The 20,505-nt window shown below is 66.6% G+C and carries 18 protein-coding genes; 8 read left to right on the top strand and 10 right to left on the bottom strand.

The annotated features are described in order from the left end of the window. The first annotated feature begins 4 nt into the window (after positions 1-4). From WBR68_RS06775 to WBR68_RS06785, 3 genes are read left to right on the top strand one after another with little or no spacing between them, the layout of a single operon-like run. Positions 5-997 (top strand): metal ABC transporter substrate-binding protein, encoded by a 993-nt coding sequence (locus WBR68_RS06775; protein ID WP_127186103.1) that lies wholly within the window; start codon positions 5-7, stop codon positions 995-997. After that, positions 958-1,641, top strand: coding sequence for a DUF1007 family protein (locus WBR68_RS06780; protein ID WP_127186102.1), 684 nt, complete (start codon positions 958-960; stop codon positions 1,639-1,641). Before WBR68_RS06775 ends, WBR68_RS06780 begins: the two co-directional genes overlap by 40 nt. Continuing rightward, a complete protein-coding gene (locus tag WBR68_RS06785) occupies positions 1,632-2,750 on the top strand; it encodes a nickel/cobalt transporter (protein ID WP_050446149.1) in 1,119 nt (372 codons plus the stop codon). The genes WBR68_RS06780 and WBR68_RS06785 overlap by 10 nt, the downstream gene beginning before the upstream one ends. Positions 2,751-2,756: 6 nt before the next feature. Here the strand turns inward: WBR68_RS06785 and xerC are convergent, their stop codons facing one another. Genes xerC through WBR68_RS06810 form a run of 5 tightly spaced genes read right to left on the bottom strand, consistent with a single transcriptional unit; the run spans position 2,757 to position 7,246 of the window. Then, positions 2,757-3,770, bottom strand: a complete 1,014-nt coding sequence (xerC, locus tag WBR68_RS06790; RefSeq protein WP_127186101.1) for a tyrosine recombinase XerC — start codon at positions 3,768-3,770, stop codon at positions 2,757-2,759. A 22-nt stretch (positions 3,771-3,792) separates the two neighbouring features. Then, complete coding sequence (locus WBR68_RS06795; RefSeq protein ID WP_127186100.1) at positions 3,793-4,470, bottom strand: DUF484 family protein; 678 nt, start codon at positions 4,468-4,470, stop codon at positions 3,793-3,795. A 4-nt stretch (positions 4,471-4,474) separates the two neighbouring features. Then, entirely contained in the window at positions 4,475-5,386 is a 912-nt protein-coding gene (gene dapF / locus WBR68_RS06800) for a diaminopimelate epimerase (protein ID WP_127186099.1), read from the bottom strand. Between the two features lie 30 nt (positions 5,387-5,416). After that, complete coding sequence (locus tag WBR68_RS06805; protein WP_050446152.1) at positions 5,417-6,307, bottom strand: lysophospholipid acyltransferase family protein; 891 nt, start codon at positions 6,305-6,307, stop codon at positions 5,417-5,419. 30 nt (positions 6,308-6,337) lie between these two features. Beyond that, positions 6,338-7,246 (bottom strand): lysophospholipid acyltransferase family protein, encoded by a 909-nt coding sequence (locus WBR68_RS06810; RefSeq protein WP_050446153.1) that lies wholly within the window; start codon positions 7,244-7,246, stop codon positions 6,338-6,340. 275 nt (positions 7,247-7,521) lie between these two features. On the opposite strand from WBR68_RS06810, the gene metK reads away from it, so the two are divergent. Continuing rightward, positions 7,522-8,685, top strand: coding sequence for a methionine adenosyltransferase (gene metK, locus WBR68_RS06815; protein ID WP_046802994.1), 1,164 nt, complete (start codon positions 7,522-7,524; stop codon positions 8,683-8,685). A gap of 321 nt (positions 8,686-9,006) precedes the next feature. On the opposite strand, the gene WBR68_RS06820 is transcribed toward metK, so the two are convergent. Both WBR68_RS06820 and WBR68_RS06825 read right to left on the bottom strand, forming a co-directional pair. Then, positions 9,007-10,500 (bottom strand): amidase, encoded by a 1,494-nt coding sequence (locus tag WBR68_RS06820; RefSeq protein WP_127186098.1) that lies wholly within the window; start codon positions 10,498-10,500, stop codon positions 9,007-9,009. Between the two features lie 135 nt (positions 10,501-10,635). Next, on the bottom strand, positions 10,636-11,955 hold the full coding sequence (locus WBR68_RS06825) for an MFS transporter (RefSeq protein ID WP_230693738.1): 1,320 nt from the start codon (positions 11,953-11,955) through the stop codon (positions 10,636-10,638). Positions 11,956-12,036: 81 nt separating this feature from the next. On the opposite strand from WBR68_RS06825, the gene WBR68_RS06830 reads away from it, so the two are divergent. Continuing rightward, positions 12,037-13,044 (top strand): Lrp/AsnC family transcriptional regulator, encoded by a 1,008-nt coding sequence (locus tag WBR68_RS06830; protein ID WP_230693739.1) that lies wholly within the window; start codon positions 12,037-12,039, stop codon positions 13,042-13,044. Between the two features lie 128 nt (positions 13,045-13,172). On the opposite strand, the gene WBR68_RS06835 is transcribed toward WBR68_RS06830, so the two are convergent. The 3 genes from WBR68_RS06835 to WBR68_RS06845 are packed head-to-tail and all read right to left on the bottom strand — an operon-like array spanning position 13,173 to position 17,761. Next, positions 13,173-15,665 carry a branched-chain amino acid ABC transporter ATP-binding protein/permease gene (locus tag WBR68_RS06835; protein WP_230693740.1) on the bottom strand — a complete coding sequence of 831 codons (2,493 nt, stop codon included), beginning with the start codon at positions 15,663-15,665 and terminating at the stop codon, positions 13,173-13,175. Then, the gene (locus WBR68_RS06840) at positions 15,665-16,543 is read right to left on the bottom strand and encodes a branched-chain amino acid ABC transporter permease (protein ID WP_100853873.1); all 879 of its coding nucleotides are present in this window, start codon (positions 16,541-16,543) and stop codon (positions 15,665-15,667) included. The genes WBR68_RS06835 and WBR68_RS06840 overlap by 1 nt, the downstream gene beginning before the upstream one ends. Positions 16,544-16,570: 27 nt before the next feature. Continuing rightward, a complete protein-coding gene (locus WBR68_RS06845) occupies positions 16,571-17,761 on the bottom strand; it encodes an ABC transporter substrate-binding protein (protein ID WP_230693741.1) in 1,191 nt (396 codons plus the stop codon). A gap of 232 nt (positions 17,762-17,993) precedes the next feature. On the opposite strand from WBR68_RS06845, the gene WBR68_RS06850 reads away from it, so the two are divergent. The 3 genes from WBR68_RS06850 to WBR68_RS06860 all read left to right on the top strand — a co-directional run bounded on the left by WBR68_RS06850 (position 17,994) and on the right by WBR68_RS06860 (position 20,449). Continuing rightward, positions 17,994-18,956, top strand: coding sequence for a polysaccharide deacetylase family protein (locus WBR68_RS06850; RefSeq protein ID WP_230693742.1), 963 nt, complete (start codon positions 17,994-17,996; stop codon positions 18,954-18,956). A 73-nt stretch (positions 18,957-19,029) separates the two neighbouring features. Further along, on the top strand, positions 19,030-19,806 hold the full coding sequence (locus WBR68_RS06855) for a GntR family transcriptional regulator (protein ID WP_230693743.1): 777 nt from the start codon (positions 19,030-19,032) through the stop codon (positions 19,804-19,806). A 1-nt stretch (position 19,807) separates the two neighbouring features. Further along, positions 19,808-20,449 (top strand): flavin reductase family protein, encoded by a 642-nt coding sequence (locus tag WBR68_RS06860; protein WP_050446162.1) that lies wholly within the window; start codon positions 19,808-19,810, stop codon positions 20,447-20,449. Positions 20,450-20,505: the final 56 nt, after the last annotated feature.

A 20,505-nucleotide genomic window follows, 5' to 3' on the forward strand; every position in this document is an offset into this window, starting at 1 on the left:
CGTTATGCGTTCCATTCTGCCGCTGCGTCGCCGCGCCTTGTTGGCAATGACCGGGCTGTGCCTGTCGGCCGTGTTCGGGGCGTCGCATGCCGCCGAACCGCTGAAGGCCGTGGCCAGCTTCTCCATCCTGGGCGACATCGTGCGGGAAGTGGGCGGCGACGATGTCAGCCTGACGACGTTGGTCGGGCCGGACGGCGACGCCCACGAATATGAACCCACGCCGGGGGACGCCAAGAAACTGTCCGCCGCGAAAGTGCTGTTCGTGAACGGCCTGGACTTCGAGACCTGGTTGCCCAAGCTGACGAAGGCGTCCGGCTTTGCCGGCCAGACGGTGGTGGCCAGCAAGGGCGTGACGCCGCGCAAGTTCGCGCAAGCGGGTGGCGATGGCAAGCACGATGAGCACGATCACGACCACGACCACGACCACGATCATGACCACGGCCACAAGGAAGGTCATCACCATCATGGCGATTCGGATCCCCACGCCTGGCAGAGCCTGGCCAATGGCGTGATCTATGCGCGCAATGTGGCCGAGGGCCTGGCCGCCGCCGACCCGGCGCACGCCGACGCCTATCGCCAGCGCGCAAGCGCCTATATCGCGCGCCTGGAAGCGGTGGATGCTTCCGCCAGGAAGACGTTCGCCGCCATTCCGGAAGCGCGCCGCAAGGTCGTGACGTCGCACGACGCCTTTGGCTATTTCGGTGATGCCTACGGCGTGTCGTTCATTTCGGCGATGGGCGTATCCACGGACGCCGAACCTTCGGCCCGTGAAATCGCCAGCATCATTGAACAGGTCAGGCGCGACAAGGTGCCGGCGGTGTTCGTCGAGAACATTTCCAGCCCCAAGCTGGTCCAGCAGATTGCGCGCGAGACCGGCGCCAAGGTGGGTGGTACGCTTTATTCCGATGCGCTGTCCAAGCCCGGACAGCCCGGCGCTACCTATCTGGAAATGTTTGAATGGAACGTACGTCAGCTCGCCGCGGCCTTGCAGCCCTGACCGCCGCGACGGCACTGCTGGCGGCAGGGTCCGCCAGCGCGCACCCGCACATGTGGATCGACGCCCGCGCGGTCATCGATGTCGACGCGCAGCAGCGCATCACGGCGGTTCGCCAGGTCTGGTTGTTCGATGAAATGTTTGGCGCCTATGCCACGCAGGGCCTGCCGAAAGGCAAGGGCGGTTCCTTGCCCGCCGCCACCTTGAAGGGCATGGCGGACGACTGGATGAAGGCGCTGGGCGAACCGATTTCGCACTACTTCACCCGCGTCACCGTGGGCGGCAAGACCGCCGCGTTCGCCGCGCCGCGCGATGCCAAGGTCGACTGGAACCCCAAGACCACGCGCCTGACGCTGTCGTTCACCTTGCCCTTGGCCACGCCCCTGCCGGTGGGGGCCGACGGCGCGCAGGTGGATATTTACGACCCTACTTATTTTGTTGCGTACGCTTTTGACGAGAAAGGCGCGGTGTCGCTGGGCGGCCCGAACGCCGCGGCGTGTACGTCTGCCTACCGCAAGCCCAAGGAATTGGATTGGAAGACCATGCAGCAACTGGCCGCGATCCCGGCCGACCCGGACGCATTGCCGGACGAACTTTTCGCCATCACCAAGGGGCTGACGCACCGCATCGAGGTGCGATGCCCGTAACGCTGTCTTCTTGGCGCTTTGGGGTGTGGATGGCGGCGGCGTTGCTGCTGTTGCCGCTGCTGGGCGGCATGGGCGTGGCCATGGCCCAGGGCGCGCATCCGTTTGGCGTGCCGGAAAGCGGCACGGGTATGGGCGGACCGGGCTGGCTGGCCAGTTTCTTCGGGCAAGTGGCCGTCTGGCAAAGCCATTTCTACCGCCAATTGACGGGTGCGGTGCGCGCCTGGCAGGCCGATGGCGGTGCGGCGTGGACCTTGATTGGACTGTCGTTTGCCTACGGCGTGTTTCACGCGCTGGGCCCCGGGCATGGCAAGGCGGTGATCTCTTCTTATGTGGTGGCCAATCGGCAGACGGCGCGCAATGGGGCGCTGCTTGCATTGGCGTCCGCGCTGATTCAAGCGTTGGTGGCGATTGCGATGGTGGCAGTGTTGGCGCTGGTGTTCAACGCGACCGCCGCCACGATGAACCAGGCGACGCGATGGTTGGAACTGGCGTCCTATGGCTTGGTGACCCTGCTGGGTGCGTGGCTGGTGTGGATCAAGGCGGTCAGGCCATTGCTGCGGCGTCGGCGTGAGCCAGTTGCGGCGGCCGTGGCCAATGCGGCCCATGCGTCAGCGTTGAAGGGCGCGGCTGCGCTGCGTGCCATCGCCGTGCATGCGCCGGCGCCCGCGCCGCATGCCGCTGCCGATGTGCATCAGCCCGGCCCCCATCATCATCACCACCACGATGATTGCGGCTGCGGCCATGCGCATGTGCCAGCGCCTGACCAGGTTGCCGGCCAGTTGAACTGGCGGCGTGCCGTGTCGGCGATTCTGGCGGTGGGGCTGCGTCCGTGCAGCGGCGCGCTGATCGTGCTGGTGTTCGCTTTGTCGCAGGGCTTCTTCCTGGCTGGCGTGGCGTCGGCATTGGCGATGGGCTTGGGCACCGGATTGACGGTGGCGGCGCTGGCTTGCCTGGCCGTGGCTGCTGGCGGCGCGGCCACGCGCATCGGCCAACGCCTGTCGAGTACGGGCGCGGCGCGCGTGCGCTACGGGGTGGAAGCGCTTGCGGCGGTGGTGGTGCTGTTGCTGGGCGTCATGCTGCTGGGCGGCATGGTGGCCGGAGGCGGCTAGCCCGCTTCAGGACTTGCGCCCCGCGCGGGGATGCGCCTGGTCATAGGCTTTGGCCAGATGCTGGAAATCCAGCCGGGTATAGACCTGGGTAGTCGAGATATTGGCGTGGCCCAGCATTTCCTGAACGGCGCGCAAGTCCTGCGCCGACTGCAACACATGGCTGGCGAAGCTGTGGCGCAGCACGTGCGGATGCACATGCGTGGGCAAACCCGCCGCTTGGGCAACCTGCGCCAATTGCAACTGCACGATCCGGGGCGAGATGCGCTTGCCGCGCGCGCCCAGGAATAACGCGGCCGCATCTTCCGGCCGTGGGGCGGGCGGCGCCAATTGCGGGCGCGCGGCTATCCATTTCTGCAAGGCGGCAACGGCGGCCTGGCCTACCGGCACGGAACGGCGCTTGCCGCCCTTGCCCAGCACTTCGACCTCGGCTTCGTCCAGCTTCAACCAGCCGCGCGATTCGTAATCGGCCGTGCGCGTGTAGCGCAGGTCCAAGCCCACCAGTTCCGACAGGCGCAGCCCGCTGGAATACAGCAATTCGAACATGGCCTGGTCGCGTAGCGCGGCGGGTTCGTTCGCGACCTTGGCGGTGGGCCGGTCAAGCAGGGCTTGGGTCTGTTCCACGGACAAGGCCTTGGGCAGGCCGCGCGGGGCCTTGGGCGCGCGCACGCCGGCCACGGGGTTGCCGGCAAGGTCGATCGCGGGGGCCCACCATTGGTAGAAGCCGCGCCAGGCCGCCAAGGTGCGGGCCAGGCTGCGTGGGCCTCGCCCTTCGGCATGCAAGCGGGCCACAAACTGGCGGATATGGCCGTTGGCGATCTTGTCCAGCGGCAGCCGGGCACGGTCGGCAAGCTGATTCAGGAAATGCAGTTCGCGACGGTAGGCGTCCAGCGTGTGGGGCGAATAGCGGCGGTTGGTTTCCAGATGGCGCAACCAGGCGCGCATCGGGTCGGGCAAGGCCTCGGCGCCAGGCGCGGGCTGGACAGGGGCGGGCGGGGGCGCATCTTGCGTGGTCTGGGTCATTGTGCGCCCGCCCTGGTTTGCGCTAGACCTTCGGCGACGCGGGATTCAGGCGATGCAAGGCCGCCGAAGCCAGTTGACCGATGGATTCCAGGAACGTCGTGCCCATTTCAGGCGTGAAACGTTCGGGGTCGTCGGATCCCAGCACCAGCAAGCCCACGGCAGGGCCATCGGCTTCAAGCCGCAGCGGCACCAATGCCAGCGACTTGGGTTTGCTGTCCAGCCAGCCCACCGCTTCAAACCCGGTGTCGGTGCCGCAGTAAGGCGTCTTCAGGCTGTCGGTGAACGTGCGCACGTCTTGCGAGGTGGGTTCGCCGTAGCCCGCGGGCGCCAGGTCGGACAGGTTCCACAAGCGCAGCGCCACGTGGTTCAGTTCAAACTGTTCGGCCAGGCCCAGCGCGATTTCGCCGGGCACGCGCTGCGCGTCATTTTCCGACAGCAGGCGGCTGCACCACTTGGCCAGATGCGAGCCGATGCTCTCGTTGGAGGTGGCGTTGCGCACCAGTTCGTTCAAGCGCCATTCCAGTTCGCGGTTGCGTTCGCGCAGCGTCAGGATTTGGCGTTCGCCCAGCGAAATGGCGCGCGAGCCATGCGGGTGCGGCACCTGCATGGTGGCGAACACGTCGGCGTGCTCGTCAAAGAAGCCGGGGTGGTCTTGCAGGAAGGCGGCGATGTCTTGGGCGGTGAAAGCGGTATCAGTCATAGGGTCAGCGGTTCAGCGCCATGGAGAAGACGAGCTTGTCGATGTCGACTTGCCCCGTGAACACGGATTCGGCGGGGCCGGTCATGCGCAGTTGGTCGCCATTCCAGGCAACGGTCAGCACGCCGCCACGGGTTTGCACACGCACGGGCGATTCCAGCAGGCCGCGGCGGATGCCGGCCGCGACGGCGGCGCAGGCGCCCGTGCCGCAAGCCAGCGTTTCGCCCGCGCCGCGTTCGAAGACGCGCAGGCGGACGTTGTGGCGATCCATCACTTGCAGGAAGCCGGCGTTGACGCGGCGCGCAAAGCGCGGATGGGTTTCGATCAGCGGGCCTTGGATGGCGACGGGGGCGGTGTCGACGTTGTCCACCACCTGCACCGCATGCGGATTGGAGATGGCCACGGTGGACAGCAGCACCTTGCTGGGCACGCCGGCGGGCGCGTCGATGTCCAGCTCCCAGAGCGTGTCTTCGCCTTCGCGTTGCGAGGCCAGGCCGGTGGTGTCAAAGGGCAGGGCTTCGGGCTCGAAACGGGTGCTACCCATGTCGACCGTGATTTGTTCGTCGTCGCCTTCATCCAGCACGAGGATGCCGGTGGCGATTTCGGCGCGCAGCGGGTTGCGGTCGGACAGGCCTTGTTCGTGCACGAAGCGCACGAAGCAGCGCGCGCCGTTGCCGCAGTGTTCGACTTCGCTGCCGTCGGAATTGAAAATGCGGTAGCGGAAATCAGCGTCCGGGCGGGTGGCGCGTTCAACCAGGAGGATCTGGTCGGCGCCGATGCCGAAGTGCCGGTCGCCCAGTGCGCGGGCGCGCTCGGGCGTCATGTCGATGGTCTGGCGGACCCCGTCGAGCACGACGAAATCATTGCCCGCGCCATGCATTTTGGTGAAGTTCCAGTTCATCGCTGGATTATCGCCCATTATTCGGGCGCGAGAGAAGCCAGAGCGGACTCAATAGAGCTTGGCTTCGCCTGGCGGGCGGGTCTTGAAGCGGCGGTGGACCCAGTAGTACTGGCTGGGGCAGCGGCGCACCCAGGATTCCAGCTCGCGGTTCAGGCGGGCGGTGGCGTCTTCCAGGGACGCCGCGCCGGGGAAATCCTCAAGCGGAGGCAGGACGTCTATGTGATAGCGGCCGGTCTCGGGGTTCCAGAAGCCCACGATGGGCAGTACGGCCGCGTTCCATTTCTGGGCAAGCTGGGCGGTGGCCAGCAGCGTGGCGGCCAGCACGCCGAAAAAGGGCACGAACACGGACCCCTGGGGGCCGAAGTCCATGTCGGGCAGGTAATAGACCGGGCGCGGCGCGCGCAGGTGACGGATCAGGTCGCGCACGCCGTCCTTGCGGCTGACCAGAAACACCTCGTTGAAGCGGGCCCGGCCGGCGGCCACGACCGCGTCGATGTGGGGGTCGCTTTGCGGCGTGTACATGCAAGCGGCGCTGGGCACTTCCATGGTCAGGCGGGAGCCGGCGGCGTCCATCGCAATGAAGTGGGGCGCCAGCAAAATCACGGAGCGGCCCTGGGCGGTGAGTTCGTTGATGCGTTCGGCGCCGGTCTGCGTGACCATGTCCTTGACGGCCTCGGGGGTGCCGTACCAGAGCACGCCCCGGTCCACGATGGACTGTGCCAAGGCCCGGAAGTGGTCCGCCACCCATTGCTCGCGCACGGATTCCGGCTGGTCGGGAAAGCACAATTCAAGATTGCGCCGCACGATGTGCGCTCGGGACCTTGCCAGCCGGGGCGCAAGCCAGCCCAGCACGGCGCCGATGCGCAGTCGGGTTGATGGCTTGATGCGGCCGAACCACTTCAACAGGGTAACCAGCGTACGCGTCTTTGAATTTGTCATTGTTTTGGGGAAAGGGCTGGGCGGGAACGGTCAGCGGGGCTGCCGAATGGTGTCGTCATCGTTGTCGGCACCCGGGGCGACGTTGGAATCGGCGTTGGCATCAGGGGCCGGGGGCGCCCCGCGCGGCGTCTTGTAGCGGTTGTAGCTCCAGAGGTACTGCTGGGGGCAGCGGCGGATCAGCGTTTCCATCGCGGCGTTGATGAGCGCCGCCTGGGCTTCGGGCTCGGCCGGCAGCGGTTCAGGCACGCGCACGTAGTGGATGCGCCAGCCTTTGCCGCGCGGCAGGCGTTCGCCCGCGGTCAGGATGATGGGGACGTTGGTTTGCGTGGCCAGCTTGCCGGGCAGCGTCATGGTGTAGGCCAGCCGGCCAAAGAACGGAACCCACACGCCATCGCCTACGCTGGGCGCCTGGTCGGGCAGCATGCCCACGGATTCGCCGCGCCGCAGCGCGCGCACGAATTCGCGTACGCCTTGCATGGTGGCTGGCACGGCGTTGACGGCGGAACTGTTGCGCGCCGTCTCCAGCAAGGGGGCCAGCACGTCTTTGCGCGGGGGGCGGAACATGACCGTCATGGGCATCTGGCGGGCCAGATAGCGGGCGGTGATTTCAAAGCAGCCCAGGTGCGGCGTCAGGAACAGGATGCCCCGGCCCTCGGCCCGGGCCTTGTCGACCACTGCGTTATCGTCCGACACCACTTGGGCCAGGCTTTGCTCGTTCTTGAACCAGACGCGCGGGTTCTCAAGAATCATGGCGCCGGTTTCGGCCGCGGCCTGGCGCGCGAAGGCCGCGCCCGGGTAGCCGGCTTGTGCGGCATTGGCCTGAAGGCGCCGCCGATACTTGCCGGGCCAGGCGTACACGGCCAGGCCCGCCGCGCGGCCAAGGGCGTGCGCAACGGGTAGCGGCAGGGCGGCGAAAAGTCGGAACAGGGCTAGCAGCATGCGGCAAATAGAAGAGGACGGGCAGGGTTATGCCGGTGTTCGGGAATATGTTCATACCCCCGCCGCCAGCATAAGAACGGCATTTTCGCTTAAAATCCGTCCAGTCGCCGAGTTAACCGACAACTTGCGGGGCGACGGCAAGGGTAAAGCGTTTTGCGCGGCCTTTGCCAAATCCGCTAAAGCGTCGCGCCCAGATAGCGTATGTCATGCAGTCCGGGGTGCAACGCGCCTCGTGAACCTACGCGCCGGCCAGGCCGGACACTAAGGACGCATCTGTGGCCAATAACGATTTTCTCTTCACTTCCGAATCTGTCTCCGAAGGGCACCCTGATAAGGTTGCCGACCAGATCTCCGATTCGATCCTGGACGCCATCTTCACGCAAGATCCCAACGCGCGCGTTGCAGCCGAAACGCTGTGCAACACGGGCCTGGTCGTGCTGGCGGGTGAAATCACCACCACCGCCAACGTGGATTACATCCAGGTTGCGCGGGACACCATCCGCCGCATCGGCTACGACAACACCGAATACGGCATCGACTACAAGGGCTGCGCGGTGCTGGTTGCTTACGACAAGCAATCGCCGGACATCGCCCAAGGCGTCGACCGCAGCTCGGAAGACTATCTGAACCAGGGTGCGGGCGACCAAGGCCTGATGTTCGGCTACGCCTGCGACGAAACGCCCGACCTGATGCCCGCCCCGATCTGGTACGCGCACCGCCTGGTGCAGCGCCAGAGCGAACTGCGCAAGGATGGCCGCCTGCCGTGGCTGCGCCCGGACGCCAAGTCGCAAGTGACCTTCCGCTACATCGACGGCCGCCCGGCGGAAGTTGATACCGTGGTGCTGTCGACCCAGCACGCGCCGGAAGTCACGCAAGAGACCATCCGCGAAGCGGTGATCGAAGACATCATCAAGCCGAGCTTCCCCGAAGGCCTGATCACGCCGCAAACGAAGTTCCTGGTCAACCCGACCGGCCGCTTTGTCATCGGCGGCCCGCAAGGCGATTGCGGCCTGACCGGTCGCAAGATCATCGTCGACACCTACGGCGGCGCATGCCCCCACGGCGGCGGCGCGTTCTCGGGCAAGGATCCGTCCAAGGTTGACCGTTCGGCTGCTTACGCGGCCCGCTACGTGGCCAAGAACATCGTGGCCGCCGGCCTGGCGCGCCAGTGCCAGGTGCAGGTCAGCTACGCCATCGGCGTGGCCGAACCGATCAACATCACGGTCTACACCGAAGGCACGGGCGTCATTCCCGACGACCAGATCGCCAAGCTGGTGCGCGAGCACTTCGACCTGCGTCCGAAGGGCATCGTGAACATGCTGGACCTGCTGCGCCCGATCTACGCGAAAACCGCCGCCTACGGCCACTTTGGCCGTTCCGAGCCGGAATTCTCGTGGGAAGCCACGGACAAGGTTCAGGAACTGAAGAAGGCGCTGTAAAACAGCGAATCTTCATGAAGAACGCCCCTGCCGTGAATAACGGCAGGGGCGTTTTTTATGAAATCCAGCGCTCTCCATGAAGCACGTAGGATGGGTGAAGCGCGCAAAACTCTCCACCACTGCGCCACCGCCGATCGCGCGCAACCCATCACCCGCCGATGGCATGACGCCGCAATGGTTAAAAGCCAACGCGTTATCGACGCCCCGGCTACAGAACCCTTGGGTTCTTGCCGCCGCTCTTCAAAATTCCACCGTTGCTTGATGGGTTTCGCGCGAACTTTGTCGGTTTTCTAATGGCCTGCGTTGCGCGCTGCACCCATCCTACAGGGCCCACGGTGACATATCGGGCGTCTGTATTGTTGGCGCCAGCACGCGTTCCAGCGCTGCGGCGCAGTCCAGCAGCGGGGCGTCGTGGCCTGCGGGGGCCAGCAGTTGCACGCCGATGGGCATGCCTTCGGCGTCGAAACCCGCGGGTAGCGCGATGGCGGCGGCGCCCAGGAAATTGGCGGGGCGCAGCAGCTTGCCCAGGCCCACATGGCGCACGTCTTCGGCGTCCAGCGGCTGCGCGGCCTGGTCGCAGGCGGGCATCAGCAGGGCGTCCAGCCCTTGCATGGCGCTGGCGAATGCCGTCATGTCGGCCTGCCTCCGGTTCAGCGCGGCTTCGTAATCCGCCTGCGCGATCCGGCCGCCCGCCGCGATGCGCGCGCGCACCACTTCCCACAAGGGCGCGGCAGGGTCTTCGGCCAGTGTGCCGAAATAGCGATAGGCTTCGTAGGCCAGCACCAGCGAGTTGTCGTCCGCCAGGCGCGCAAACGACAAAGACGCGGGCGGATGCCAGACGGTGGGCGTCAGACCGGTTTGTGCAAGGCGCTCTTGCGTCTGATGCCAGACCTGCAGGGCGGCGTCGGACAGGGGCGCGGGCCACGCCTGCGGCGGCAAGACGGCGATAGAGATGGCATCGTTGGCGGCGACGGCGTCGGCGGCAGTGGCAACGGAGGTGGAGGAAGATGCCGCGGCGACTCGGCGCGCCATGGGATGGCGCAGCGCGGTGACGCAGGACGCGGGCAGCGCCAAGGTGGCGGCGTCGTCCACGTCGGGGCCGGCCAGCACTTGCGCCAGCAGCCGGGCGTCCGCCACGCTGCGAGCTATGGGGCCCAGCACATCCAGCGTGTCCGACAGCGGCAGGCAGCCCGCGCGGCTGATCAGGCCGGATGAGGGCTTGTAACCCACCACGCCGTTGAGCGCCGCGGGCGCGCGCACGGAACCGCCCGTGTCGCCACCCAGCGCGATGGGCGTCAGGCCGGCCGCCACCGCCACGCCCGCGCCGCTTGACGATCCGCCGGGTGCACGTGCGATCTTGGCGTCCCACGGATTGCGCGCCGTGCCTTGGGTGGGGTTCTGGCCCGACAGCCCAAACGCGAATTCCGTCATGCGCGTCTTGCCCAAGATCACCATGCCCCCCGCCGCCAGCGCGCGCACCGCCGCCGAGGTTTCGTCGCTGATCACGCCACGCCGCGCCTGCGAGCCGCCGGTGGTGGGCGTGCCCTGCCACTGGATGCTGTCCTTCACGGCTACCGGCACGCCATGCAAGGGCCCCAGCAGCATGCCCGCATCTAGCAGCCGGTCGGCCGCGTCGGCCTGAGCCAGCGCGCGGTCGGCGGTGACCTCGCTGAAGGCGGCTAGCGGCGCGGCGCGTTCAATGCGGTCCAGGAAGTGGGCGGTGACCTGGCGCGAGCTCAGTTCACGGTCACGGATGGCGCGAGCCAGTTCGCGGGCGTCTCGAAAATGCAGGTCGGTGGGGTCTTGTGCTGGCATGGCTCTCTTCAAGAAAAGGAAAAGCCTTCCGGCCCCGACGGGACCGGAAAGCGTTTAGACGGCGCGCGCTGGAGCGATTTCAGAGATGGCTTTCGGCGGCGACTTCAGCAGCAACGTCAATGATGCCTTCAGTGGCTACTTCAGCGTCTGCCCGCGCGTTTCGGGCATGCGGATGAAGGTGAGCAACGTGATCACGGCGCCGGCCAGCACGTAATAGAAGAACCAGCGTTCCATGCCCTTGCTTTGCAGCCAGGTCAGCAGGTAGGGCGTGGTGCCGCCCAGCAGCGCAACCACCAGGTTATACGGCGTGCCGATACCGACGGCGCGCACGCTGGTGGGAAATTGTTCCGACATGATGGCCGGCGCAATGGCCGTGTACATGGCGTACAGCACCAGGCCGAACAGTTCCACGGCCAGGATCGATCCAAATGACGGGCCCAGCGTGGTCATCAGCGGATAGAAGAACACCAGGTAGCCGGCCGCGAAGAAGATCAATTGCGGCTTGCGGCCGATGCGGTCGGACAGCATGCCGAACAGCGGCTGCACCAGCATGAACACAATCAAGGCCACGGTGTTGGCCGCGAACGCGGTCTTGGGGTCGGCGCCCACCTGGCGGATGGCGTAGGTGGGCACGTAGGCCACGAAGATGTAGAACGCAAACGTCGTCAGCACCGAAAAACCCACGATGCGCAGCACTTCGCGCGGGTGGTCGCGCAGCAGCGTGCGCAACGGCTGCTTTTCGATGCCGGCTTGCTTGGCGTGGGAAAACGCTTCGGTTTCGGGAATCGAGCGGCGGATCCACATGCCCGCCAAGCCGCCGAACGCGCCCAGCAGGAACGGAATGCGCCAGCCCCAAGAGGCCATGTCGGCCTTGGTCAGGGTGGACGTCAGGATCCAACCCACGGCGGACGCGGCCAGGATGCCCACGGCGGCGCTGAAGAACACAAAGCTGGAATAGAAACCGCGCTTTTCCGGCGGCGCCATTTCAGCCAGAAAGGTCGTGGCCGAGGCATACTCTCCGCCTAGTGACAACCCTTGCAAGAGGCGCGCGGCGGTCAGCAGCAACGGAGCCGCCAAGCCGATGGTGGCGTAGGTCGGGGTGATGGCGATGATGAGGGAACCGCCCGCCATCATCAGAATCGTCAGGCCCAGCGCGGCTTTGCGGCCATAGCGGTCGGAAAAGATGCCCAGCACCCAGCCGCCCACGGGGCGCATGAAGAAGCCCACGGCGAAGATGCCGAAGGTGGCGAGCAGCGCCGTCGTTTCATTGCCTTCCGGAAAGAACTGGCTGGAAAAGAAGATGGCGAACGAGGCGTAGATGGTCCAATCGAACCACTCGACCGCATTGCCTACACTACCGGCCAGAATGGTGCGGGCGCGGGATACGGGCGCCGCGCTGGCGGGCGCGGCGCTTGCCCCTTGCTTGCTGCGCAAGGTCGCGGATGGGCTGCTCATGTCGTCCTCAGGTAAAAGTTTATTTTTGGTCAAAAAAACAGTTTAAATTTGTGTTTTTCTCAATGCGCGAACGTTAGATTAATGAATATAGCCACGTCAAGTAAGGGTAAGCCCTTAACGCCAGTGCTGGATGACACCGACCTGGCCTGCCTGATCGCGTTGCAGGCAGACCCCCGCGCGTCTTGGCGCGAGCTGGGCGCGGCCACCGGCATCGCCGAACGGACCGTGGCGCGCCGCATTCGCCGCCTGATGGACGCCGATGCGCTGCGCGTCATTGCCGAACCCGATCCGCTGGCCATGGGGCAGGGCGTGGTGCTGCATGCCTGGGTGCGCTGCCGCTCGGGCCGGGTGCCGGAAGTGGCGGAGCAACTGGCGCGGCTGGACATCAGCCAACTGGTGGTGACGCTGGCCGGCACGGCCGACCTGATGGCCGAACTGACCCTGGCCGACGCCGCCGACATGCCGGACGTGGTGACGCGGGTGTTGCCGTCCATTGACGGCGTGGAGCACGTGGAAGCGCGACTGGTGTTGCGGCCGTTCCGGCGCGCGGGCCAGTGGCGCATCCAGGCGCAGTCGTCCGTGGCCGCCGCCGAGGCCTCGCCCGCGCAGCCGCCCGCTGCGTTGAGCGAGCCCGAGCAGCGCATGATGGCGCATCTGATGCGTGACGGGCGTGCCAGCCTGGCCGAGCTGGCCGAACACGCCGGCGTCAGCGAACCCACCGCGCAGCGCTTGTTGCAGCATCTGGTTGAGCGTCGCGCGCTCAGCTTCCGGGTGGAAGTTGAGCCCGCCTTGGTGGGCTTTCCGTTGGAAGCGGTGATTTCAGTGCAGGTGCGGCCGCAAGCCGTTGACGCGCTGGCCGCGCATCTGGCGCTGGATCCGCACACACGCTGCCTGTTCGGCACCAGCGGCGCATCGCAACTGTTCTGGCACGTGCTGTGCCGCGACAGCCTGCATCTATGGGAAGTGGTGACACGCCGCCTGGGTGAGCTGGACGGCGTACTCAACAGCGAAGTCGGCGTGGTGATGCGTGCGCACAAGCGTTGCGGCATTGTGCGCGCGGGGGCGCGCCTGGAAGCGGACGCGGCCTAGCGCCCAAGGCAGGCCCGCCCGCGTTCTTTTCTGCGTTCTTGTTGCGTCCGCGCCCGCAGCCGTGGCTGCGGGGCGGGCTTAGTTTCCAGGAACCGCTCGGCGGTTGTTACCTCTGCGGGGGCATCGCTTCATGCGCCCAGATACGCGCGAGCTAACGCGCCGTCTTGCGCAATCTCCGCCGCCGACCCCTGCGCCGCTACGCGTCCGGACTCCAGCACATAGGCCCGGTCCGCCAACGACAGCGCCAACGCCGCCATCTGGTCCACCAGAAGAATGGTCATGGATTCCGCACGCAGGCGGTCCAGGGCCTCGAACAGTTCATCAATGATCTTGGGCGCCAGGCCCAGCGACGGCTCGTCAAGCAGCAGGATCACGGGCTTGGACATCAGCCCGCGCGCAATCGCCAGCATCTGCTGTTCGCCGCCCGACAAGAGGCCGGCGCGCTGATGCAGGCGTTCACGCAGGCGCGGAAAGCGCGTCAGCATTTCCTCGACGCGGGCCTCGCGGTCCTGGGGATGCAGGAAGGCGCCCAGCCGGATGTTGTCCAGCACGCTCAAGCCGGGAAACACCTGCCGGCCTTCGGGCACCAGCACCAGGCCGCGCGCCACGATGCGGTCGGCGGCCAGGTTGTTCAGTTCCATCCCTTGCAAATGCATGCCGCCTTGCGCGGGCCGATGCAGCCCCGCCAGCGTGCGCATCAAGGTCGACTTGCCCGCGCCGTTGGCCCCCAGCAGCGCCACCATCTCGCCTTGGCGCACTTGCAGGTCGATACCGTGCAGCACGGGGTTCGCCCCGTAGCCGGTCACCAGATTGCCCACGCCCAGCACCTCGGGCGCAACGGGGGCGCCCGCCGGACGTTGCCGCGCGGCCGGCGCGCGCCGTGCGCTGTCGTCGCCCAGATACGCCTGGCGCACTGCGGGCGACTGCTGGATTTCGGCCGGGTTGCCCTTGGCCAGTTCGCGGCCCGCGTCGATGGCCACGACGTGATCCGATACACCCATCACCAGCGCCATGTCGTGCTCGACCAGCAGCACGCCCGCGCCCGCTTCGGCAATGCGTCGCAACAGCCCCGCCAGACGCGTCTTGTCCTCACGCGACAGGCCGGCGGCCGGTTCGTCCATCAGCAGGATGTCGGCATCGGTGGCCAGCGCGCGGGCAATTTCCACCAGCCGCCGGTCCACGTGCGGCAGGTCGGCGGCGGGAACGTTCAACGCGCCTTCGTAGCCGCAGAACGCCAGCAGGGCACGCGCACGCTCGCGCACGTCCGGCGCCAGGTAGCGGCGCGACCCCAACAGCCCGCCCAGGCGGCCACGCACCATGCCCAGCGCCACGTTGTCCTCCACGGTCAAGGTGTCGAACAACTGCGAGGTCTGATAGGTGCGGGCGATGCCATTCCGCGCCACGCGGTAGGCGGGCAGGGCGGCAAGCGCGGTGTCACCCAGCGATACCGCGCCGCTGGTCGGCTGGTAGTAGCCGCTGAGCATGTTGATGACGGTGGACTTGCCCGCGCCATTGGGGCCGATCAGCGCCGTGACGGCGGCGGGCGGCACGTTGAACGACACGGACTGCACGGCGCGCACGCCGCCAAACGTCATGGTCAGCGCATCGGCGCGCAGCACGCGTCCGGCGCGTCCGCCCATCGACATGCCGCCGCCATGACGCGGGGCAAGCAATTGGCCCGCCGCGTTGCGATGCCAGCGAGACAGCAAGCCCGCCACCCCATCCGGCGCCGCCCACAGCACCACCAGCAGGAACGCGCCGAAGAACAGCAGGCGGTATTCCTCCAGGCTGGACAGCAGTTCGGGCAGCAGCCCCACCACCACCGCGCCCAGCAAGGGGCCGGCCAGGGACCCCGCGCCGCCCAGCGTCACCGCCAGCACGAACAGAATCGACTGCATGAAATTGAAGTTGTGCGGCGTGATCATGCCGGTCTGCGGCGCGTAGAGCCCGCCCGCCAGACCCACCACCGCCGCCGACACCATGAACGCCACCGTCTTGACCATCAAGGGGTTGATGCCGATGGATTCGCTGGCGGTTTCGCTGTCTTTCACCGCGCGCATGGCCGCGCCCCAGGTGCCGCGTGACAGCAGCGCGTACGCCGCCAGCGCCACGAACACGGTCACGATCGCCAGCATCGCCACGCCCCGGTCGCCACCAATGCCGCCCAGCGAGGGCTGTGCGATCCCCATGATGCCGTTCTGCCCGCCCGTGACGTCGCCGCCTTCGATCAGCGCGTGCTCCACGATGAAGCCAAAGGCGATGGTGATCATCGCCAGGTACGGCCCCTTCACGCGCAGCGCGGGCAAGGCCAGCAGCAGGCCGAAGGCGCCCGCCACCAAGGCCGCCGCGGGCCACGCCAGCCAAAAGCTCCAACCCGCCTGGCCGGTCAGGATGGCCACGGTGTAGGCGCCGATGGCGTAGAAGCCCGCGTGGCCAAACGACATCTGCCCGGTCAACCCCAGCAGCACGTTCAGGCCGATGCCGGCCAGCGCCAGCAGCGCCACGTTACCCAGCACGAACACGTAATAGCCGTTGACGGTAGCCGCCAGAACCAGGGCGGCCACGGCCAGTAGCGCGTAGAGCGCCAGCCACAGCCGGCGCGATGCAAGTCGCTTATTCATCAGACCTTCCTGACATCGGCGCGGCCGAACAATCCGTTCGGACGCACGGCCAACATGACGATCACCAGCGTGAAGCTGATGATGTGGGTGTACCCGGAGCCCAGGTTCACGGTGATCAGCGCTTCGACCACGCCAAACAGCAGGCCCGCGATCATCACGCCCCAGGCGCTGGTGATGCCGCCCAGAATGGCCACCACATAAGCCTTCAAGCCGAACAGCGTGCCCATGTCCGCCTGCACGTTGAACAGCGGCGCCACCAGCGCGCCCGCCACGCCCGCAAACAGCGTGGACACGGCGAAGGCGGCCATGATGGCGCGGCGCACGGGGATGCCCATGAGCCGCGCGGCGTTCGGGTTCTGCACCACCGCCAGCAGCGCCACGCCCCAGCGCGTGCGGCGCGACAGGGTGTGCAGCGCGGCGGCCAGCGTCAGTCCGACCAGCGGAATCAGCAGTTGCAGCGGGTAGACACCCAGCCCCAGGCCACCGATTTCAAGCGGGGCTTGGGCCAAAGGCGAAGGCAGGCTGCGCGGTTCCTTGCCGAAGGTGAACATCACCACGTTGTCCAGCACGATGCCCAGCGCCACCGTCGACATCAGCCAGGCATTGGAACCCCGGCTGGCGAACGGCCGCACCGCCAGCCGCTCGACCACCAGCCCATACAGGGCGCAGAGCGCCAGCGCCACCAACAGCGCGGGCGCCAGCGGCCAGCCCAGGGTCTGGACGAACGTATAGGTCAGCACGGCGCCCAGCATCATGGAACTGCCCTGGGCGAAATTCACCGTTCCCGACACGGCGTAGGTCAGGTAGAAGCCCAGGGCCATCAGCCCGTACATGCTTCCCAGACCCAGGCCGCTGACGATGGCGGACATCAACAACATGCGCGTCTCCCGCGTGATGCAATCGGCTTATTGCGCGCCCTTGACGGGCAGGATGCGGTTATCGACGAAGTGCGTCCACACGTAGTCGTCCTCGCGCAGTGCGTCGTGCGACGTGGGGGTGAAGGGCTGTTCGTAGGTCTTGATCAGGCCGTCGTATTTGCCGATCTTGTAGAAGCCCTGGCGCACGGCGTCGCCATCGGTCGAACCGGCCTGCGTGATGGCCAGCGCGGCCAACTGCATGCCGTCATAGGCGTTGGCCACGCCCACCGCCGGCGTGATGTCTTGCGGGCCCTTGATGTCGGAATACTTGGTCTTCAGCGCCTGCAAGACCTTTTCGCCCACCGGCCCTTGTTTGCCGAAGAAGCTGTAGGTCTGCACGAAGTGCACGTTCTTGGCGTTGGGGCCGGCCAGCTCGGTGAAGCGCCCGCCCGCGGGACCCCAGTGCGACACGATCGGCACCTTCCAGCCCATGCGGTCCAGCGACTTCACCACTTGCGCCGACGGGCCCACGTTGCCCACCATGAACAGCGTGTCCGCGCCCGCGGCCTTCAGGCGGCTAAGTTGCGGCACCACGTCCAGGTCGTTGGCCTGGAATTTCTCGGTGCCCGCCGCCGTGACCTTGGCGGCGGCCATCGCGGCGTTCAGCCCTTTTTCGTTGGATTCGCCCCAAGGGTTGTTCACCAGGATCAGCCCGGGCTTGGTCGTTTGAAACGTCTTTTGCGCGTACTGCAGCATGGCGCTGTCGACGATCTCGTCCATGGCCGACACGCGGAACACGAAGTTCGGGTTGCCCTTGTTATGCGTGATGGCCGTGCCGGCGGCCCAGGGACCCATGAACGGCACTTTCTCCTGGTTCACGATGGGCACGATGGCCATCGACACTGGGGTGTCCAGCCCGCCGAACAGCACCGTCACTTTCTCTTTGAAGATCAGCTCGCGCGCGGCGGCCATGCCCTTGGCGGGGTTGCCTTCGTCGTCGCGGCGCACCAGCTCGATCTTGCGGCCGCCCAGCAGGCCACCCTTGGCGTTGATCTCGTCGATGGCGATGGTCATGCCGCGCGTCAGCGCTTCGCCCGCGCGGGCGGATTCACCCGACAGCGCGGTGATCAGGCCAATCTTGATGGGGTCGGCGGCAAGCGCCGGTTGCAGGGCGAGGCCGGCCGTGAAGAGGGCGGCGGCGGTGGCGCGAAGCATGAAGGAACGGCGGGTCGGGACCATCGAGACACTCCAGAAAAAAGTGGAACGGATCTTGCATGGGGATAAATGCTGCTTCCCTACCCCATGCAAGATCCATGCCACCTGCGTCCATCGGGGCGCTGAATGCCAGGATCGCGCTGCCACGAGGGGAGATGTGGCGTCTTTGGGCGTGGTTTGTATGCGTCATAACGCAGTTTTGTTTCCAAAGATTCAGGAATTTTGTTAACAATCATGCATCAGGATTTGCACCAAAATGAACCCAACCTTGCTTGCAGGCACTAATCCGGGGCGTGACGACGCCGCTGCCTGGACCCCCGACGCCCTGGCTTGCCACGGCCGCTTCGCCTATCAACCGATTGCCGGACGGCAGGACTACACCTGGCCGAACGGGGCGCGGCTGGCCGTGTACCTGGGCTTCAATATTGAGCATTTCGCGTTTGGCGAAGGGCTGGGGGCGGAACTGGGGCCGGCCTCGCCGCATCCCGACGTGCTGAATTACGCCTGGCGCGAATATGGCAACCGCGTGGGCGCGTGGCGCTGCCTGGAATTGTTTGACGAACTGCGCTTGCCCGCGGGCGTGCTGATCAACACCGCGCTGTATGACCATTGCCCCGACCTGGTCGATGCCTTCCTGGCGCGCGGCGACGAACTGATCGGCCACGGCTACAGCAACGCCCATCGGCAGGGGGGCTTGCCCGAAGCCGAGGAAAGCGCGCTGCTGGCGCATTGCCGCGACCGCATTGCCCAGCACGCCGGCCAGGCGCCCGCGGGCTGGCTGTCGCCCTGGATATCGGAAAGCCACGCCACGCCCGACCTGCTGGCAGAAGCGGGCTATCGCTACACGCTCAACTGGTGCCACGACGACCAGCCCATGCGCATGCGCACGCGCGCAGGCGAGCTATGGGCCATTCCGTACCCTCAGGAACTCAACGACATCCCGATGATCATGGGCCGCAAGATGGACGCGCGCGACTTTGCCGATATGATTCTTGACCAGTTCGAGGAGATGCGCGCGCAGGCGCTGCGCCAGCCGCTGGTGATGGGCATTGCGCTGCATCCCTATATTGTTGGGCAGCCGTATCGCTTGCGGCATCTGCGCCGCGCGCTGGCGCCACTGGCCGCCGCGCGCGACCGGGGCGAGATCTGGTTCACCACGCCCGGCGAAATCTGCCGCCATGTGGACAGCCTGCCGTCCGGCGTGATTGCCGCGCTCTGACGGGTCAAGCCGCCAGTCCGAACCGCGCCGATGCCCGTAATGCCCGTCTTGCACGTTTATCCCCGAGCCCCGCATGCCAACCCGAAACCCCGCAACACCCCGCGCCAAGCCCGCTGCCCGTAAACCGATTGCCGTCGAACCGGCCGTGGCGGGCGCCGCCAGCGCGGGCGACGCCTCGCCCGACAGCGACATGGAACGCCGCATCTGCGAAGCGGTATATGAAAGCGTGATGAGCCAGCGGCTGACGCCTGGCACGAAGCTGCCCGAGGCCGCGATCTGCGAGCTGTTTGGCGTGTCGCGCTCGGTGGCGCGCAAAGCCTTGCAGCGCCTGGCGCATGAGCATGTGGTGGACCTGCACCACAACCGAGGCGCCGTGGTGGCCGAGCCCACGCCCGAAGACACGCGCCAGATCTTCCAGGCGCGCCGCGCGCTGGAAGCCGCGCTGCTGCCCTTGGCCGTGGCGCGCGCCACCAAGGCCGACTATGCGTCGCTGCGCAAACAGTTGCGCGACGAACACGCCTTGTTGCATCGCGCCGGCCAGCCCGCGTGGGCGCGCCAGGCCAGCGCGTTTCACGTACGGCTGGGCGAGCTTTCCGGCAACGCCATCCTGCACGGCTATCTGGCCGAACTGGTGTCGCGCTGCTCGCTCATCGTGGCGCTGTACGAACCGCCCGGCAACGCCGCGTGCGAACACGACGAACACGTGCTGATCGTGGACCTGATGGAACGCGGCGACGTGGCCCAGGCCGTGAAGATCAATGACAACCACTTGGCGGACCTGGAGCGGCGCATCAGCCTTGAGCGCCCGCAGCCCGCGCAAACCCTTGCCCAGATGCTGGGACTGGCCTGATATGGAAATCGACTTCGACGCAATCACCGAGTACCAGCGCTACAAGCTGATGGCCAGCCTGATCGTGCCACGGCCCATCGCGCTGATCACCACCCTATCCGAAACCGGCGTGGTCAACGCGGCGCCGTTCAGCATGTTCAACATGCTGGGCGAAGACCCGCCCATCGTCATGGTCAGCATCAACCGCCTGGAAGACGGCGGCTTGAAGGACACGGCGCGCAACATCGCCCGCGATAAGGAATTCGTGGTGCACCTGACCGACGAAGCCATGGCCGAAAAAATGCACCGCTGCGGCGACCGCCTGCCCGCCGACGTCAGCGAACTGGCCCACGCGGGCCTGGACGCCGCGCCCAGCCACCACGTCAAGCCGCCGCGCATCGTGCAGGCCCCCGTGGCGTTCGAATGCACGCTCTACGAAACCATGGAAACCGCCAGCCGCCAGATCTTCATCGGCCAAGTGCGCTGGCTGCACGCGCGCGACGGCCTGATCGACACGGAAACCTGGCGCGTGCGCTTGCAGGATTACTTCCCGGTGGGCAGGTTCGGCGCCAGCTTCTACGTCACCACGCGCGACCGCTACGCCATCGGCGCGGGCGACGCGCCGGCGGGCACGGCGGCGAGTACGGCGATTGATGAGATTTAACGCACGAGGGCTAGCTGTGGATCGACGCGGCTATGCGTGCTTGGGTGCGGCCGGCT

Source organism: Achromobacter sp. JD-1 (genome assembly GCF_038594925.1).
In the GTDB taxonomy this organism is placed as follows: domain Bacteria; phylum Pseudomonadota; class Gammaproteobacteria; order Burkholderiales; family Burkholderiaceae_B; genus Achromobacter; species Achromobacter spanius_C.

Bases quoted from the DNA above. Each gene is read 5' to 3' on its own strand.
- WBR68_RS06820 (WP_127186098.1), bottom strand. From the start codon at position 10,500: ATGCCAGCACAAGACCCCACCGACCTGCATTTTCGAGACGCCCGCGAA.
- WBR68_RS06775 (WP_127186103.1), top strand. From the start codon at position 5: ATGCGTTCCATTCTGCCGCTGCGTCGCCGCGCCTTGTTGGCAATGACC.
- WBR68_RS06805 (WP_050446152.1), bottom strand. From the start codon at position 6,307: ATGACAAATTCAAAGACGCGTACGCTGGTTACCCTGTTGAAGTGGTTC.
- WBR68_RS06835 (WP_230693740.1), bottom strand. From the start codon at position 15,665: ATGAATAAGCGACTTGCATCGCGCCGGCTGTGGCTGGCGCTCTACGCG.
- dapF (WP_127186099.1), bottom strand. From the start codon at position 5,386: ATGGGCGATAATCCAGCGATGAACTGGAACTTCACCAAAATGCATGGC.
- WBR68_RS06855 (WP_230693743.1), top strand. From the start codon at position 19,030: ATGCCAACCCGAAACCCCGCAACACCCCGCGCCAAGCCCGCTGCCCGT.
- xerC (WP_127186101.1), bottom strand. From the start codon at position 3,770: ATGACCCAGACCACGCAAGATGCGCCCCCGCCCGCCCCTGTCCAGCCC.
- WBR68_RS06780 (WP_127186102.1), top strand. From the start codon at position 958: ATGGAACGTACGTCAGCTCGCCGCGGCCTTGCAGCCCTGACCGCCGCG.
- WBR68_RS06845 (WP_230693741.1), bottom strand. From the start codon at position 17,761: ATGGTCCCGACCCGCCGTTCCTTCATGCTTCGCGCCACCGCCGCCGCC.
- WBR68_RS06785 (WP_050446149.1), top strand. From the start codon at position 1,632: ATGCCCGTAACGCTGTCTTCTTGGCGCTTTGGGGTGTGGATGGCGGCG.
- WBR68_RS06860 (WP_050446162.1), top strand. From the start codon at position 19,808: ATGGAAATCGACTTCGACGCAATCACCGAGTACCAGCGCTACAAGCTG.
- WBR68_RS06840 (WP_100853873.1), bottom strand. From the start codon at position 16,543: ATGTTGTTGATGTCCGCCATCGTCAGCGGCCTGGGTCTGGGAAGCATG.
- WBR68_RS06850 (WP_230693742.1), top strand. From the start codon at position 17,994: ATGAACCCAACCTTGCTTGCAGGCACTAATCCGGGGCGTGACGACGCC.
- WBR68_RS06795 (WP_127186100.1), bottom strand. From the start codon at position 4,470: ATGACTGATACCGCTTTCACCGCCCAAGACATCGCCGCCTTCCTGCAA.
- WBR68_RS06810 (WP_050446153.1), bottom strand. From the start codon at position 7,246: ATGCTGCTAGCCCTGTTCCGACTTTTCGCCGCCCTGCCGCTACCCGTT.
- WBR68_RS06825 (WP_230693738.1), bottom strand. From the start codon at position 11,955: ATGAGCAGCCCATCCGCGACCTTGCGCAGCAAGCAAGGGGCAAGCGCC.
- WBR68_RS06830 (WP_230693739.1), top strand. From the start codon at position 12,037: ATGAATATAGCCACGTCAAGTAAGGGTAAGCCCTTAACGCCAGTGCTG.